This window comes from Actinosynnema sp. NPDC091369, assembly GCF_044757065.1.
GTDB lineage: Bacteria > Actinomycetota > Actinomycetes > Mycobacteriales > Pseudonocardiaceae > Actinosynnema.
The window spans coordinates 82633-98432 of the sequence record NZ_JBIVUG010000002.1 but is presented as its reverse complement, the minus strand read 5'-3'; the positions used below and the strand labels follow the sequence as shown (position 1 = coordinate 98432).

Here is a 15800-nt window from a genome sequence, read left to right as displayed (position 1 = left end):
CAACTCCTCGTTCGTGGTTTGAGCGGTGGACGTCCTGGGTACGTGCCGGTTGCTGTGCGCCTTGAGACCACAGGGCATCGGAGGACGAACTATGAGCACTGTCGACTTCCCCAGGGACGAAGTCGACCTGGACCTTCCCGAGGAACGTCCTCCCGCGGCCGACCTGCTGGGACTGGTCGCCGGCATGGTGGCCGGAGTCGGCGGTGACCACCTCGTGGACGTCCAGGTCGTCGCTGCTCAGCTGGTCGGCAACGCCTACCGGCACGCCCTCGCGCCGCGGCGGTTGCGGCTGCACCGGCCACCGGGCCGGGACGTGGTCCGGGTCGAGGTCGACGACGGCAGCCCGAGCCGCCTGCCCGTCCTGGGCAGGCTCGGCGCGCTGGAGCACGGACGCGGTCTGCTGATGGTCAACCGCCTGGCGGTCGACTGGGGGCACCACTCCGACTCCGACCGCAAGACGGTCTGGGCCGAAGTCCGACTCGACTGACCGGTGACGGCGAGGAGCACACCGCATGAAGAACCATGCCTGCACCGATCTGTCGATCACCGTGACGGCAGGTTCGGCACCCGGTGTCCGGGTCGTCCACCTGGTCGGCGAGGTCGACGTGGCCACCCGGCACGAGGTGGGACCAGCGGTGCTGGAGGTGGCTGACCAGGCGACCACCGGACTGGTGCTCGACCTGTCCCGGGTGGGCTTCTTCGGCTCGGCCGGGATCGCGCTGCTGTTGGACGCGCAGCAGGCCGCGGACCGCCTCGGTATCGGGTTCGCCGTGGTGGCCCACCACCGTGCCGTGGTCAACCCACTGCGGGTCACCGAGGTCGACGCGACGATCGCGGTCCGCGCCACGCTCGACGACGCGGTGACCGCCGCACGAGAACGCCGACCCCGCCGCGACGAAGGCAGCCGACGGTAGCCCGGACACGCCGCGCCACGGGTTCAGCGTGATGCTCGCGGTCAGCGGGATGCGTCCCGGTGGGCGGGGTAGCCCCGGATCAGCGCCATGAAGTCCTCGACCAGCTCCACCGCCGGCGCGTCGGCCCGGTCGCCGTTGTTGCCGTAGCGGGGGAAGTCGCCTCCACCGCGAAGTGGACGGCCAACCCGCTGTCGTCGCGGATCACCCGGACCTTCGCGTGCTTGACCGCCGACAGGCTGTCCGCGACGACCGACAGCCCCGCGATGCCGCAGCCGGGCAGCCGTTGCACCGAGTAATCCTGCAAGGCCATCTCGATGCGCTCGGAGGCGTACTTGTCGTGCATGTGGTGGATGATGTTCAACGCGTCCACATACGTGCGGGCCAGCCAGTCCAGCGTCCGGTCGAACGCCGCGCGGACCTGCTCGTAGTCGAAGTGCTCGCCGGTGATCGGCGGCTGGCCTACTTGACTTCGATCATTTCACCGCTGATCTCTCGAACGCGGCAATCGAAACGTGGGTACTCGACGTCTGTTTCGTCCACGTGGATGCGAAGTTCGTCCAGTGTGGTCTTCTCGGTGCTGACTGCGGTCCGATCCAGCATCACGTCATCGGTGATGGTGTACGTGCCGCGACCCTTGACGTCGAACTCGATCTCCCACGTGACGCGCTGCCAGTGGTCGGCATTATTCCGGACGGACACCACGCACGTGGGAACACTGTAGTTGATGCCGTACGGGGAACTGTTGTCCCACCGATCCTCCACGACGTTCACGAGCGCCGTGTCACTGTTCGAGGTGTACCCGGGATCGTTGTCGCACGCGACAGCGACGAAGATCAGCGAGGTCAGAGCAGATAGGATTCTCATGATTTCCTCAGGCGGTTGTTCGTCGCAAGATCTTCGCCGGCATCGGCGTTCGGTGACTTATCGATGTAAACTTCGGAGGGGTGGTGGTACCGCATGCTGTGATTGCCGTATGGACGGTTGCCGGAAATTTGTCCCGATGCGCTCAAGGTATCCAGTCGATAAGGCTCGTGTCTTCTTGTGCCAGGTCGAGCACCTTTCGGGGCTCGTCGCCGCCCGACATGGAGGTGACGTACAGCGCCGAGTGGCCACTGATGGCGGACACGAACGCGATGCGAGTTCCGTTGGGGTCGGCGATGACGTCTCCGAGCTTCTGTTTTGTTTCTGGCAACAAGGCTGTTTGTGTGACGCGGCTTCGATCGGCGTGGATCGCTGTCCTGTAGATCTGGGTACCGCTCGCATCGATGCAGATGAAGGTGTCGCTACTTACGAACCAGCGTGGCCGGCAGATTGCGCCGTCGAAGCGGATGGGTGCTGTGGACTGGACGCTCACCTTCCCGCGGTCACCGATGAGGAAGCCGTCAAGTCCGGAGAACTGGACCTCAGTTCGACCATCCGGCGAGAAGATGGTGCTCGACGCCGCGCCGAGATCCAGTGGGGTCGTCCCGTCCTGGCTGAAGTAGAAAGTGTTCTGGTAACCGCCGATGACGCCGTTGTAGAACGCGTCCTGCTCTTCCGCGTGCGAGCTGCTGGGACCGAGGTCGGGATCAACCGAGCCGAGCTTGTCCGGCCCTTGGAACCAAATCCTGCCCGTCACCGGGTGGAACACCGGGGAGTTCTGTGTCGGACGATCGGCGTATCCCGCGGTCTGCGGTGTCAGGTCGACGAAGCTCTCCGGTCTGTCGTTCGTCACGTACCCGACATGTGTGTTGCCATCCGCAGAATGCGCGGAGGCTGCCATTCTGGTGAAGTCCCTGTTGAACGCCTGCCGCCGAATCCTTCCGGTAGGCACAGGGGCGGTGCATCCCATGTTCGCGGTCTGGTCGGGATTCAACGTGAACATTCGCGCGTCACTCTGGGCGGTTTCCGGATCGATCGCAGTCAGTGTTACTGTCCGGTGACTGTTCGAGCACTCTGCTGTCACTATCCCGTGAAGATCCGGCCTCTTCGCCGGCGTTCCGCCGACTTCGCTGCCCGGAGAATCGGCAGGGGCGTTGACCGGGGAACTCCCAGAAGTCGAGGAGGCTCCTGTCGTTCCCACTTCTTTTGCACATCCGATCATCGACAGCGAAGCCGTGACCAGGGCTGTGAGCCACAACGCAAGTCGTGTGAACACGAATACGCACCTCATTTCGCGGAACACCGTGCCGCATGATGGAGATCATGGCGACCGGGTGTCCCAGCGCTGTCCGGTACTGGGATGTCGCAGCTCTCGTCCGCTGCGTTACACGTCACCGCCAGTGCTCCGGCCTCTTGTGGGGTCCAACGGGCTCGTTGATGAGCCGTCGAGGATGAGGGCGCGGTGCAGTCTGCGGCATCGGGGTTATGGTGATGTTCCCCCGGTGGGTCGGAGTCTCTGGAGCGATTCTGGGGTGTCGGAGTTCGTGCTCGAGGTGGGTGCACCATCGTGGGCGGCCCAACAGTTCCGTCTGCACACGCCCCAAAACGATTGATCATGGCATTGTCACAGCAGTCGCCGATCGAACTTGTCGACGGTTGAAGCCCGCATTCTTTGCCACGCCTGGTGAAAGTCCATGACGTGAATCGGACTCCCTGGTGGGAGTGGATCACCGGGTCCGACAGCGGTGACCGGTTCGAGATGGCCATGCCGAGGGCGTTGGTGGCCAGTGCGGCGGCCTGGCTGGGGTAGATCGACCAGTCGGCGACACGGCGCGAGTGCACGTCGAGCACGACCGCGCAGTACACCTTTACCTCACGAGTCGGGTGTTCGGTGATGTCGGTAACCCACGATCGGTTCGGCGCGGGCCTGACGAAGTCGCGGTCGATCAGGTCCACCGCGGTGGGGGTGTCGTGCCTCGGGCGCGGCCGACGCCCGTGAGGCAGACCTTTGAACCCGTTGCGGCGCACGAGAAGCGCGATGTTGTTGGGTCCGACGGTGATTTCGCGGCCGAGGGTGAGCTCGGCGTGCGCTTGGACGTCTGATCCAGCGTAACCGCACAGCACGTTGAACGATCAACTTCATCGGCTGGTCGGCGGTGGTGTCCTGTTCATCCGCTTGCACGGGCGCCTGTGTCGACCTGCCAACAAGGCAAGCGGAGACAGTCCGCCTCGTCCTGTCGGCGTAGCGAGTGGCTCGCGGCTGCGGTGGACCGGTCGGGGTAAAACGCTTACTCACCGCATGTGATCGTGAACAACCTGTTGACCGCGTCGGATGGTTGCTCGTACCGTAGCGTCGAGGAAAGCGTTTACATGGTCGCCGGCGATGCGGGCCGGGCGCTCGACCACATCCGGTCCCTGCCCGCGATCCGGGCTTCGGGATCGACCCGGTACGAGGTGGGCCGCCGACAACCGGGGAAGTGCGAACAGGTCCCGCCCGCGAGGAAGCAAGGTCAGCCCTGCGTGGAGAGCGGGCTCCGGGTGCCCGCGCATCGGCTCTCAGCCCGTTCCGTCATCAGGAGTGCACATGATGCCTGTCCGTCGGTACAGCGTGGTCCGGCGAGTCCTGACGCTCATTGCGGTGTTCGCCGTCGCGGTGTCCCTGGTCGTGGTCGGCCGGCAGCGCGCGAAGGCCGCACCGCGACCGTCGTTCACCAACAGGGCCGGGCCCGACTCCGGTGCGGCAGTGGACGTGCAACGGACAGGCCAACCAGCGAGTGGGTTATCGGCTGACCGGTGAGTAGCCGTGCCCGGATGCTCGAGGCCGGGCAGTCGACGCCAAGCGAAGCGAGTCGTCAACGCCAACGGTGGAAGCTGCTCCTGCCGGCACTCGATCAAAGAGATCGATGACCGCGTACCACATCGCCCGGTCGGCAACACCGGCCGTGGTCACCTGAGGAGATCCTCGTGCACCTCACATCGCGGTGGCGTGCCCTGCACGTCGTCACCGCCTCCGCAGCCCTCGCCCTGGGTGCCGTGATCGTGCCCGGCACGGCTGCGACGGCCGGGAACGCCTACTACGTCGCACCCACCGGCAACGACAGCGCCGCGGGCACCCAAGCCGCCCCCTGGGCGTCCATCGCCCGCGCGCAGACCGCCGCCGCGCCGGGGGACACGGTGTACCTCCGGGGCGGTACCTATGCCTACACCCGCGCGACGACGGCCTGCGCGAGCCGGACGGCCCGGGTCGACGCGATCACCTTGAACAAGAGCGGCGCGTCCGGCAGCCCGATCCGCTACTGGGCCTACCCGGGGGAGCGACCGGTCTTCGACTTCTCGCGCATGAGGGACGACTGCCGGATCAAGGGCTTCGACGTCACCGGCAACTGGCTGCACCTCAAGGGGTTGGAAGTCATCGGCGTGCGGCAGAACAACAACCTCAACGCGGAGTCCTGGGGGATCTGGATCTCGGGCAGCTACAACACCTTCGAGCAGATCGACACGCACCACCACATGGGTGCCGGCCTGTTTATCCAGAACGGACGCGACAACCTGGTGCTCAACTCGGACTCGCACGAGAACTACGACGCGAACAGCTCGGACGGGCCCGGCGAGAACGCCGACGGCTTCGGCGCGCACATCAAGGCGGGCAACCCCGGCAACGTGTTCCGCGGCAACCGGGCGTGGTGGAACGCCGACGACGGCTTCGACCTGATCAGCGCCTACTCGTCGGTGACGATCGAGAACTCCTGGTCGTGGCGCAACGGGTACGTGCCGGGCACCACCACGAGCGCGGGCAACGGCACCGGCTTCAAATCCGGCGGCTACGGCGGCGACTACGACCGGGGCGCGGTCAAGCACACCGTCCGAACCTCGGTGGCGTTCCTCAACAAGGCAGCGGGCTTCTACAACAACCACCACCCGGTGGTCAACGACTACCTCAACAACACCGGTTTCGGGAACCGCCCCAACTTCGACATGCGGGGAGTCGACTCCAGCGGCGCGACGGTCGGTCGCGGCAACCTGCGGAACAACATCGCCTACAGCGGAACCGCCACGGCGAACATGACCGGCACCAGTGCCTCGAACAACTCCTGGAACCTGGGTCTGCCCCTGTCGGACGCGCAGTTCCAGAGCGTGTCGACCTCCGGTTGGGACGCCCCGCGCCAGGCCGACGGCAGCCTGCCCGTACTGCCCCACCTGCGTTTGACCGCGAACAGCACCCTGATCGACAAGGGGGTGAACGTCGGCCTGCCTTACACGGGCGTGGCACCGGACCTCGGCGCGTTCGAGCAGTCCGGCGGCGCACCGACGCCCCTGCGGTACGAAGCAGAGGAGGCACCGGCGGTGTGCCAGGGCGCGATCGACTCGAACCAGGCGGGTTTCACCGGCAGCGGGTTCTGCAACGGTGACGCCGCCGTGGGCGCCTACGCCCAGTTCACCGTCACCACGCCGATGGCAGGCCCGGCGACGGTCGGGGTCCGCTTCGCCAACGGCCACAGCAGCGGCACCGCGCGACCGGTGGACCTCGTGGTCAACGGGTCCGTGGTGGGCACGGTGTCGTTCGAGTCCACCGGCGCGTGGACGACTTGGACCACCAAGGACCTCACCGCCTCCCTCAACGCCGGCAGCAACACCATCCGACTGGAGTCGACCACGGTGGGCGGCCTGCCCGACGTCGACCACCTCACCCTGTGAAAGGCACCGAAATGACCCGTGCACCAAGCACCTCGTCGAAGCGGCGCGCACTGCCCGTCGCCGCGCTGCTGTTCGCATCGTTGACGGCCCCGCTTCCGGCCTACGTCGCCTCCGCGGAGCCACAGGCCGCGGCCACCGATTCCGCCGCAGCGGAAGCGCCCCGGTACTCCGCCGAGGACTACACAGCCGACTCCTGGGCGGAGTTCTCGGCGGACAAGTCCGGATCCACCACCCAGGGCGCCGGCGACGGGCTGGTGATGGTCCGCGGGCTGAAGAAGCTGGTCACCGACTACCGGACCCGCATCCCGACCAAGTACACCACCGACTCGTGGGCGCCCTTCGCCCAGGCGTTGACCACCGCGGACCGCGTGGTGGGCGACGGGTCGGCGACCGCGGCGGACGTCGCCGCGGCGAAGACGGCCCTGGACTCGGCCGCAGCCGACCTGGTGGCCGCCGACGAGGGCACGTTCCAGACCATCACCAACAACACCTTCTGGAACGACACCAACGGCAACCCCATCTACTCCCAAGGCGGTGGCGTCTTCAAGTTCGGCGACACCTACTACTGGTACGGCGTGCACTACCTCGGCGCCGAGAGCTACCGCGCCAACCCGACGCGCAAGTACGACAACGAGGTCTCCTTCATCTCGATCCCCGTCTACTCCTCGCGGGACCTCGTGAACTGGAAGTTCGAGAACCGCGTCGCGACCCGCTCCACGCCGATCGACAACGGCGGCACGCTCGGCCAGGCGGGGTGGGTCGGGCGGCTCGGGGTCTCCTACAACGAGACCACCGGCAAGTACGTGCTCGCCACCCAGGTCTACGCAGGAAGCGGGCACGGCGTCCTGTTCCTGCAGGGCGACTCGCCCACCGACACCTTCGACTACGGCTACTTCCAGGCCCAGATCGTCAACTCACCGACCACCGGGACCGGGGACCAGACCGTCTTCACCGACGACGACGGCAGGGATTACCTGGTCTTCTCCAACCGCGAGGGCCGCGGCCGCGCCTTCGTCTCGAAGTTCCGGGAGTCCGACTCGCTGCGGCTGGAACCGGCGGTGCAGATCGGCTACAGCTCCTCCGGTCGCGAGGGCAACGCGATGTTCAAGCTCGACGGCAGGTACTACCACGCGGCCTCGGACCTGCACGGCTGGAACACCTCCGTCACCCACGTCCTGGAGTCGACCGGCAACGGCGTCCAGGGCACTTACTCGGCCGAATACACGTTGGCGGGCACCGAGCTGGACTACAGCCACGTCACCCAGACCGGGTTCTTCGTCACCGTCAAGGGCACCAAGCAGAACACCGTGATCTTCGCCGGTGACCGCTGGGCCGACTTCGCCTGGAACGGCATCGGCTACAACCAGTGGATGCCGATCACCAGGACCGGTGCGCGGCCCCGGTTCCACTCCGTCAGCCAGTGGCAGTTCAACGCCACGACCGGTGAGTGGCGCGTCGGGCCGAACAACAACTACATCCTCAACCCCGACTTCCAGGCCGACCGCATCACCACGTCCACCCTGACCGGCTGGACCAACTTCCGCGAGTCCGGCCCGAGCTCGCTCGTGACCAACGTCGCCGGCGCGAACGGGTCGCGGTTCGCCTTCCAGGTCGGCGCCGGGCAGTCCTTCGCCGGCGGCGCGCGGCAGCAGATCACCGTTCCGGCCGGCACCTACCGGCTGTCGCTGCACGCCAGGACCTCCGGCTCGCTCAGCGCGGCGCAGGTGATCGTCACCGACGCCGCCGGCGGCTCGCGCACGCTCACCATCCCGGCCTCCAGCGGCTGGGCGCGCCGTGAACTCGCGAACATCCCGCTGGCCGCCGGCACCGCCACCGTCACCATCAGGGCGGCCGGCGGCAACGGTTACCTCGCCGTCGACCAGCTCGGCCTCGTCAGGACCGACGGGGGGACGCAGGTGGGGCAGCGCTACGAGGCGGAGACGTCGCCCGCGGTGTGCCAGGGCACGATCGACTCCAACCAGGCGGGTTTCACCGGCAACGGGTTCTGCAACGGCAACGCCGCGGTCGGCGCCTACGCCCAGTTCACCGTCAACGCCGCGCAGGCCGGCACGGCGACGTTGGGCGTGCGGTTCGCCAACGGCCACAGCAGCGGCACCGCGCGGCCGGTGAACCTCGTGGTCAACGGGTCCGTGGTGGGCACGGTGTCGTTCGAGTCCACCGGCGCGTGGACGACCTGGTCCACCAAGAACCTCACCGCCTCCCTCACCGCCGGTGGCAACACCGTCCGCCTCGACCCCACCACGGCGGACGGCCTGCCCAACATCGACCACCTCGACGTCACCGTCGGCTGACCCTCCTGTCGCGGGGGTGGGACGCGGGTGCCCTGCGCGTTGCGACCCCCACTCCCGTCCCACCTCCGCTACCACCCCCTCGTGCGCAAGGAGTCACCCATGACCGTGCAACGGCGGACTTTTCTCCAAGCGGGCGCGGCTGCGGCAGCGGGCGTCGGCCTGTCCCTGCTCGGCGCTGTACGGGCGCCGGCCACCGTCGGCCCGTTGGCCACCGCACCGACCACACCGTTCGCGGTCGGCGTGCGCCGCTACGACTGGACCCGCGGCAGCCGTCCGTGCACCACCTACGTCTACTACCCCGCCACCGGCACCGCGGGTGGTGGCCCGGTGACCAACGCCCCAGCCGCCGACGGGGTCTTCCCCGTCTACAACTTCACCCACGGCTACCAGAGCAGCCCGCAGAACTCCCTGTTCATCGTCCAAGCCCTGGCCTCGGCGGGCTTCGTCGTCCCCGCACCGCACTTCAACCACAACCCGGCCGACGTCGCCAACGGCAACACCCCGAAGGACGTCTCACAGATCATCACCAACACCCTCGCCCTCAACACCAGCGGACCGCTGGCAGGGCACATCAACACCTCGACCGGTGTCGGCGTCTCCGGTCACTCCCTGGGCGGAATGACCACCCACGGCCTGCTCACCTCCTGGCCCGACAGCCGCATCGTCTCCGCCAACCCGCAGTCGTGCACCGACCAGGGCACCCCGTCCGGTTCGATCTCGGCCAAGGTCCTGTTCGTCCACGGCGACCGCGACACCCTCACCGGGTACAGCTCGGCCCGGCAGGCGTACGACGAGATGACCTGGCCCAAGGCGTTCCTCACCTTCGTCGGCGGCAGCCACACCAGCTTCTGGAACGACCAGCGCTTCCCCCGCACCGTCGTCGACTGGGCCCGCTGGACCATGTACGGCGACACCGCCGCACGCGACCGCCTCCCCGCCGACGCCGCGGGCTCCAACACCAGGTGGGAAGCCCAGCTGGGCGACACGCCCGGCGGTCCGGCCGCCTACACCCTCACCGCCCAGCACAGCGGCAAGGCCGCCGACGTCGACGAAGCCTCCACGGCCGCCGGCGCCCGGCTCATCCAGTGGACTCCCGGCACCGGCCCCAACCAGCAGTTCGAGTTCGTCGACACCGGCGACGGCCACGTCCGGGTCAAGGCACGGCACAGCGGTTTGTTCCTCCAGGTCGCCGACAACAACACCGGCACCGACGTCACCCAGCAGCCCGCGAGCGGTGCGGCGAACCAGCAGTGGCGCGTCGTGGACCACGGCGGCGACATCATCAGCCTGGTCAACCGGCAGTCCGGCCTGGCCATGGACGTGTGGGAGTTCTCCACCGCCGACGGCGCCCGCATCACGCAGTGGACCTACAACGGCAACCCCAACCAACGCTTCACCCGCCGACGGGTGTGACACGCGACCCGACGGGGCGCGGATCCGCACAACCGACCACCGCACCCGGAAGAACACAAGTTCGTGCCGGATTCCCACGGATCCGGACGACCTGGCTCAAGGAGGGTCAAGTGGACCGAGAACCACCGGCTCCCACCGACGTGGGCGGTGATCCGCGCCGCCATGGGCGTGGAGCCGTCGGGCGCTTACCTCAGCGACCCCGGCAAGCCCGCGCAGACAGATCGAGACGATCATCAACAACGCGGTGACCGCCGGCGTGTACGTCATCGTGGACTACCACGCCCACGAGACGAACCGGTCGTAGTCACAGGCGATTGCGTTCTTCACCGACCTCGCTCGCCTCTACGGCCACCTGCCCAACGTCATCTGGGAACCCTGGAACGAACCGAAGCAGGTGAGCTGGAACGACGTGATCCGGCCGTACCACCAGGCGGTCGTCAGCGCGATCAGGTCCGTCGACCCGGACAACATCGTCGTGCTCGGCACCCCGAACTGGTCGCGGGGCGTGGATGTCGCCGCGTCCAACCGGGTCTCCGGCACGAACCTGATGTACACCCTGCACTTCTACTCGTGCAGCCACACGTCCTGGCTGCGGGCCATGGGCGACACCGCTATGCGCACCGGTCTGGCGCTGTTCGTCACCGAGTGGGGCGCGAGCCACGCCGACGGCGGCCTCGACGGTCGGATCTGCCAGGCCGAGGCTCAAGCGTGGATCGACTGGATGCGCACCAACGGCATCTCGTGGACGGCGTGGAAGCTCGATGTCGGCACCGACACCACGAACCTCCTCTCGCCGGGAGCGCCGGTGACCGGCGGGTGGAACAACTACCTGCGCGGCCACAGCCCGTTCGTGGTGGCCAACATGAGGTGAGTGCGGCGCGGTGGCAAGGCGGTGTGCGCTGCCGTCCGACAGCGCACACCGCTCGCTCGTCCGCTCCGCGAGCAGTCAGTGAACGTGCGGCCCACCTCCCACCGCACCTCGGACCTCCAGGGCATGATCGAGAGGTGTGGCGTTACGTTGTTCGGGGACGCACTCGCTGCTCGGAAACGGGTATTGAGACCTGGCCACCCCAAACCTTGCCCTCCTGCCCACCTGGCTGGTGCCTGCGTATCGATCGGTGATTCGAGTCGAGTGGTCTTGCTGTTAGAGGTGGCCCTCGCCCAGACCGAGTGGGTGCTTGGGGTCGACCGTCCTCGGGGCGGTTCGAATCAATCCGATCCGAGCTCGACAGTGCAGGACGGGCCTGAATATATTCTCGTCCGGTCGTTTCGAAGGTACCGCGAGTCCCGGACGAAAGAATTTCGGGAAGTAGTGCTCGGACGTTGGGGGCAAGTGAGCGGCACCCATTGTTGATGTGGATCATGTTTACGAACCCGAAGGCTGTCGAGACCTTGTTGAAGAATCGGGCGGCGTTCTCTTCTTCGATGGTCATGTCGCAGATGGTGCCGTCGACCGGTCGGTGCAGGAGCGCGACACGCTCCCCAGGCGTCCCGGTGACGAGGAGCTTCAGTTCCGTGCGAACCTCTGGCGTGTCCACCCATTCCCGTGTCGGATTCGACGCGGGATTTTCCGAAAGTTCCGGCAACTGGTCCTCCACGATGTCCGGTAAGTCGACGGAATCGACGGTGACCCGGATGCGAAGTCGGTGCTCGGGCCGCTGTCGGGTGTTCCGTGGTTTTCGTAGAATACTCAGGCGTTGCCGGGTCGGCGACACAGTGCACGCCGGCGGGTCCGGTGACGTCGAGGTAGGTGTCGTTCTTGGAGTTCCTTGCGTAGTCGATCCCTCATTCCCTGTACTGGATGATCGGGTTGCCGTCGAAGTATCCGCAGTTGATCGAATCGAAGGGCTCGTAGGTCAATTCTGAGTAGTGCGAGACTTTTGCGCACGTCCTTCCCTCAATGGATACCGCGAGCTGTATCGGTATTCCACAGGAGTGGTTTGATGTGAAAGCGGAGGCGGTCGTCCTGTCGCAGGGCATACGGTAGGTTCCGGCGGAATGATGCCGGGGCCGCCAGCGGAATGCCTGATGTCGGGGACGGTTTCGCAGGCCGTGACCAATTCGTCCTTGCGCGCGGACCGCCGTGCTCGCACAGGAGCGACCCCGATGACGGAGTGTGGGTTCTTGACGAACGGCTGGCGGATCTATCACGGGCGTTATCACCACACGTCGTGCGCTGCCTGAACAACGCCGAGATCGTCGTCGCCCTGACGATCGAGGAGGCACGGTCAAGGCGCACGTGGCGCGGGTCCTCACCGAACTCGGCGTCCGCACCCGCGTGCACGAGGTGATCCACGCCTATGAGCACGGCCTCACCGGGTAGGGACAGCCATACCACCGGGATCAAAGCCCGCACGGTGGATTGCGGCGCGGTCGGCCGGAAGGCTCATCGGCATGGTTCTGGTGCGGGATTCGCAGGTGGGGACGGACGTCGTCGCGCTGACCGACGTGACGAAGGTGTACCAGGGGCGGGTGCGGGCGCTCGACGGCGTGACGGTCGGGTTCGCCCGCGGGTCCTTCACCGCGGTGATGGGGCCGTCCGGGTCGGGCAAGTCGACATTGCTGCACTGCGCGGCCGGGCTGGATCGGCCGTCCGGTGGGCGGGTGGTGCTGGCCGGGAGAGACGTCGGCGCGTTGCGGGAGCCGAAGCTGACCACCGTGCGGCGGCGGCACGTCGGGTTCGTGTTCCAGGCGTTCAACCTGGTGGACGGGTTGTCGGTGTGGGACAACGTGCTGCTGCCGCAGCGGTTCGCGGGCGTGCGGCCGGACAAGGCGTGGGCGCGCGAGGTGCTGGCCCGGGTCGGCCTGGGCGGGCGGGAGCGGTCGCGGCCCGGTGAGTTGTCCGGCGGGCAGCAGCAGCGGGTGGCGCTGGCGCGGGCGTTGGCGGGCCGGCCGGAGGTGATCTTCGGTGACGAGCCGACCGGCGCGCTCGACCTGTCCACCGGCCGCGAGGTGCTGGCGTTGCTGCGCGGGTTCGTGGACGAGTCGGCGGCGACCGTCGTGATGGTGACCCACGACCCGGCTGCGGCGGCGTGGTCGGACCGCGTGGTGTTCCTCGCCGACGGCAGGCTCGCCGGCGATCTCGTCCGGCCGACGGCGGAGCGGGTCGCGGCCCGGATGACGGAGCTGACCCGATGACGCTGAAGCTGGCCGTCGCGAGCGTGCGGCGACGCCTCGGTGCGTTCGCCGGGACTTTCCTGACGGCGTTCCTGGCCGTCGCGCTGATCTCGGGCAGCGGGTTGCTGCTCTGCTCCGTGCTCACCGCCGGGCCCGGTGGTGACCGGTTCGGCGCGGTGGACGCGGTCGTCGCGGTGGAGCGGTCGGTCGAGCTGACCAGCAGCGTGGCCAAGGGCGACAAGGTCAAGACGAAGACCAAGACCGAGCGGTTGATCGGCGCGCAGCCGTTGCCCGGTGATCTGGTGGACATTGTTGCCGCGACTCTCGGCGTGCGGACGGCGGTGGCCGATGCGGCGTTCCCGGTCGCGCTGGACGTTTCGGGGGCGGCGGTGCGTGCGCCGGAACGTGCGTCCGTGGTGGCGCACGGGTGGGTTTCGGCGCAGTTGACTCCGTATGTGCTGCGTGAGGGGACCGCGCCCGCGCCGGGTGAGGTGGCGGTGGGTGCGGAACTCGGGTTGGCGGTCGGGCAGACCGTGCGGCTGACCACCCGGACCGGCGCGCGTGACGTGCGGGTGGCGGGTGTGGTGACCGGCGGTGTGCCGGGGCAGGCGGCGGTGTTCGTGGCCGATCGGCAAGTCGCCGAGCTGTCCGGGTTGAGCGGGCCGACGGCGGTCGCGGTCCGGGTCTCGGGCGATGTGGACCAGGTGGTCGCCGCCTTGGCGGAGCGGGTCGGGCCGGCGACCGTGCACACCGGACCGGACAAGGTGAACGCCGACCTGCCGGGCGCGGTGCCCGACTACGTCGGTGCGATCTCCATCTTCGGATTCGTGCTGGGCATCACGGGGTTCGCGGCGGTGTTCGTGCTCACCGGCACGGTGTCGCTCGCGGTCCGGCAGCGGCTGCGGGAACTGGCCCTGCTGCGCACCGCCGGTGCCACGCCCGGTCAGCTCCGGCGGTTGCTCGGCACGGAGATCGCGCTGGTCACGGTCGTGGCGACGGTGCCGGCGCTACCGGTCGGCGTGGTGGTGGCGCACCTGGTGGCCGGTCGGTTCCGCGAGTTGGGCGCGGTGCCGGCGCAGTTCGCGGTGGTGGTCGACCCGCTGGTGCTGATCGCGTCCGCCGCGGTCGGGTTGCTGGTGACACTGGCGTCCACCTCGGTGGCGGCCCGGCGTGCGGTGCGGATCGCGCCGACGCAGGCGTTGCGGGAGGCGGTGACGGTCGGCGGTGGCAGTCGGGTGCCGCGGATCGTGGGTGCGGCCGTGCTGGTCGCGGGCGCAACGGCGGTGCTGGGGCTGGTGCCGTTGGGCGGGCCGCTGGGCATGGGGATGGGGTTCGTCTCGTGCGCGTTGCTGCTGTGCGCCGCCGCCGCGCTCGGCCCGATCCTGGTCGGTGGCCTGACGGCGGTCGTGTCCCGGCTGGTCGGGCTGACCGGGGTGCTCGGCCGGGTCGCCGGCGCGATGACCCGCGCCGAGAGCCGCCGGGTGGTCGGGGTGGCGATCCCGTTGACGCTGATGTTCGCGATCAACGCGACCATGCTGCTGAACGGGGACGTCCTCGCCGAGGTGACCGCCGACCAGCAGGTCGCGCGGACCGCGCCGGCGACCGTCCAGGTGGCCGCGACGAACGCGCCCGGCCTGCCGCTGGCCACCGCCGAACAGGTCGCCGCGCTGCCCGCAGTGACCGGATCGGCCCTCACCCTGGGCACGCGGATCGTGGTCGACCAGGGCGGGAAGCCGGAGGACTACCCGGCACAGGGCCTGCGGTTGTCCGGTGAGCCCGCACTCGACCTCGGTGTGACGGCGGGGAGCCTGGACGGTCTGGCCGGCGGGGTGGCGGTCAGCGGCCCGCTCGCCGCGCAGCGCAACTGGCGGGTCGGCGACCGACCGACTTTCTGGCTGGCCGACGGCACGCGCACGACGCTGGCCGTGGTGGCCGTGTTCGAGCACTGGCGTGGTTTCGGTGACCTGGTGCTGGACGCGGAGCTGGTTGCGGCGCACGACCCTCGTGGCCTGGTGGGTGCCGTCTACCTGCGCGGTGAGCCGGACCTGGCGGCCTTCCCGATGCTCGGTGCCGCCCGTGGTGGCACGGCGGAGGTGCAGAACCAGCAGGCGGCGTGGGAGCTGATGGTGGCGATCTCGCTCGGCTTCACCGCGATCGCGGTGGTGAACACGTTCGCCGTCGCCACCGGAGCGCGGCGGCGGGAGTTCGGCGGGTTGCGGCTGACCGGTGCCACGGCACGGCAGTTGCACCGGCTGCTCGACCGGGAGGCGTTGATCACCGTGGCGGTCGCGCTCGTGCTCGGGTGCGTGATCAGCGGGGTGGTGGTCGGCGCGTTCAGCGTGGCCCAGGACGGGCGGTGGCGGCTGTTCGTCGACCCGGCGCGGTACCTCGGGATGGTGGCGGGTGTCGGGCTCCTCGGTCTGGTGGCCGGCGTGGTTCCCGCACGTGTGGTGGTCCGCCGCCGCGCCCTGCCTCAGCTAGGTTGACC

General features: G+C 68.3%; 12 protein-coding genes. 8 read left to right on the top strand and 4 right to left on the bottom strand.

What is annotated here, in order from left to right:
- Nucleotides 1-91: 91 nt before the first annotated feature.
- Both ACIQMJ_RS08815 and ACIQMJ_RS08810 read left to right on the top strand, forming a co-directional pair.
- Nucleotides 92-487, top strand: a complete 396-nt coding sequence (locus ACIQMJ_RS08815) for an ATP-binding protein (protein ID WP_499760354.1) — start codon at nucleotides 92-94, stop codon at nucleotides 485-487.
- A gap of 25 nt (nucleotides 488-512) precedes the next feature.
- A complete protein-coding gene (locus ACIQMJ_RS08810) occupies nucleotides 513-914 on the top strand; it encodes an STAS domain-containing protein (RefSeq protein ID WP_499760353.1) in 402 nt (133 codons plus the stop codon).
- A 79-nt stretch (nucleotides 915-993) separates the two neighbouring features.
- Here ACIQMJ_RS08810 and ACIQMJ_RS08805 read toward each other — a convergent pair whose 3' ends face one another.
- From ACIQMJ_RS08805 to ACIQMJ_RS08790, 4 genes are all read right to left on the bottom strand, one after another.
- Nucleotides 994-1362, bottom strand: coding sequence for a pyruvate formate lyase family protein (locus ACIQMJ_RS08805; protein ID WP_499761053.1), 369 nt, complete (start codon nucleotides 1360-1362; stop codon nucleotides 994-996).
- Nucleotides 1363-1373: 11 nt separating this feature from the next.
- Complete coding sequence (locus ACIQMJ_RS08800) at nucleotides 1374-1778, bottom strand: hypothetical protein (protein ID WP_499760352.1); 405 nt, start codon at nucleotides 1776-1778, stop codon at nucleotides 1374-1376.
- 142 nt (nucleotides 1779-1920) lie between these two features.
- Nucleotides 1921-3051 carry a hypothetical protein gene (locus ACIQMJ_RS08795; protein ID WP_499760351.1) on the bottom strand — a complete coding sequence of 377 codons (1131 nt, stop codon included), beginning with the start codon at nucleotides 3049-3051 and terminating at the stop codon, nucleotides 1921-1923.
- 11 nt (nucleotides 3052-3062) lie between these two features.
- Complete coding sequence (locus ACIQMJ_RS08790) at nucleotides 3063-3641, bottom strand: DDE-type integrase/transposase/recombinase (RefSeq protein WP_499761052.1); 579 nt, start codon at nucleotides 3639-3641, stop codon at nucleotides 3063-3065.
- A gap of 1098 nt (nucleotides 3642-4739) precedes the next feature.
- Here ACIQMJ_RS08790 and ACIQMJ_RS08785 point away from each other — a divergent pair.
- The 6 genes from ACIQMJ_RS08785 (at nucleotide 4740) to ACIQMJ_RS08760 (ending at nucleotide 15798) form a co-directional block, all read left to right on the top strand.
- Nucleotides 4740-6470 (top strand): right-handed parallel beta-helix repeat-containing protein, encoded by a 1731-nt coding sequence (locus tag ACIQMJ_RS08785; protein ID WP_499760350.1) that lies wholly within the window; start codon nucleotides 4740-4742, stop codon nucleotides 6468-6470.
- A gap of 11 nt (nucleotides 6471-6481) precedes the next feature.
- Nucleotides 6482-8782, top strand: a complete 2301-nt coding sequence (locus ACIQMJ_RS08780; protein WP_499760349.1) for a carbohydrate-binding protein — start codon at nucleotides 6482-6484, stop codon at nucleotides 8780-8782.
- 99 nt (nucleotides 8783-8881) lie between these two features.
- On the top strand, nucleotides 8882-10195 hold the full coding sequence (locus ACIQMJ_RS08775; RefSeq protein WP_499760348.1) for an RICIN domain-containing protein: 1314 nt from the start codon (nucleotides 8882-8884) through the stop codon (nucleotides 10193-10195).
- 313 nt (nucleotides 10196-10508) lie between these two features.
- Nucleotides 10509-11066 carry a glycoside hydrolase family 5 protein gene (locus tag ACIQMJ_RS08770; protein ID WP_499761051.1) on the top strand — a complete coding sequence of 186 codons (558 nt, stop codon included), beginning with the start codon at nucleotides 10509-10511 and terminating at the stop codon, nucleotides 11064-11066.
- Nucleotides 11067-12589: 1523 nt separating this feature from the next.
- Nucleotides 12590-13333, top strand: a complete 744-nt coding sequence (locus ACIQMJ_RS08765; protein WP_499760347.1) for an ABC transporter ATP-binding protein — start codon at nucleotides 12590-12592, stop codon at nucleotides 13331-13333.
- On the top strand, nucleotides 13330-15798 hold the full coding sequence (locus tag ACIQMJ_RS08760; RefSeq protein WP_499760346.1) for an ABC transporter permease: 2469 nt from the start codon (nucleotides 13330-13332) through the stop codon (nucleotides 15796-15798). Before ACIQMJ_RS08765 ends, ACIQMJ_RS08760 begins: the two co-directional genes overlap by 4 nt.
- Nucleotides 15799-15800: the final 2 nt, after the last annotated feature.

Bases quoted from the DNA above. Each gene is read 5' to 3' on its own strand.
- ACIQMJ_RS08815 (WP_499760354.1), top strand. From the start codon at position 92: ATGAGCACTGTCGACTTCCCCAGGGACGAAGTCGACCTGGACCTTCCC.
- ACIQMJ_RS08810 (WP_499760353.1), top strand. From the start codon at position 513: ATGAAGAACCATGCCTGCACCGATCTGTCGATCACCGTGACGGCAGGT.
- ACIQMJ_RS08800 (WP_499760352.1), bottom strand. From the start codon at position 1,778: ATGAGAATCCTATCTGCTCTGACCTCGCTGATCTTCGTCGCTGTCGCG.
- ACIQMJ_RS08780 (WP_499760349.1), top strand. From the start codon at position 6,482: ATGACCCGTGCACCAAGCACCTCGTCGAAGCGGCGCGCACTGCCCGTC.
- ACIQMJ_RS08775 (WP_499760348.1), top strand. From the start codon at position 8,882: ATGACCGTGCAACGGCGGACTTTTCTCCAAGCGGGCGCGGCTGCGGCA.
- ACIQMJ_RS08765 (WP_499760347.1), top strand. From the start codon at position 12,590: ATGGTTCTGGTGCGGGATTCGCAGGTGGGGACGGACGTCGTCGCGCTG.
- ACIQMJ_RS08760 (WP_499760346.1), top strand. From the start codon at position 13,330: ATGACGCTGAAGCTGGCCGTCGCGAGCGTGCGGCGACGCCTCGGTGCG.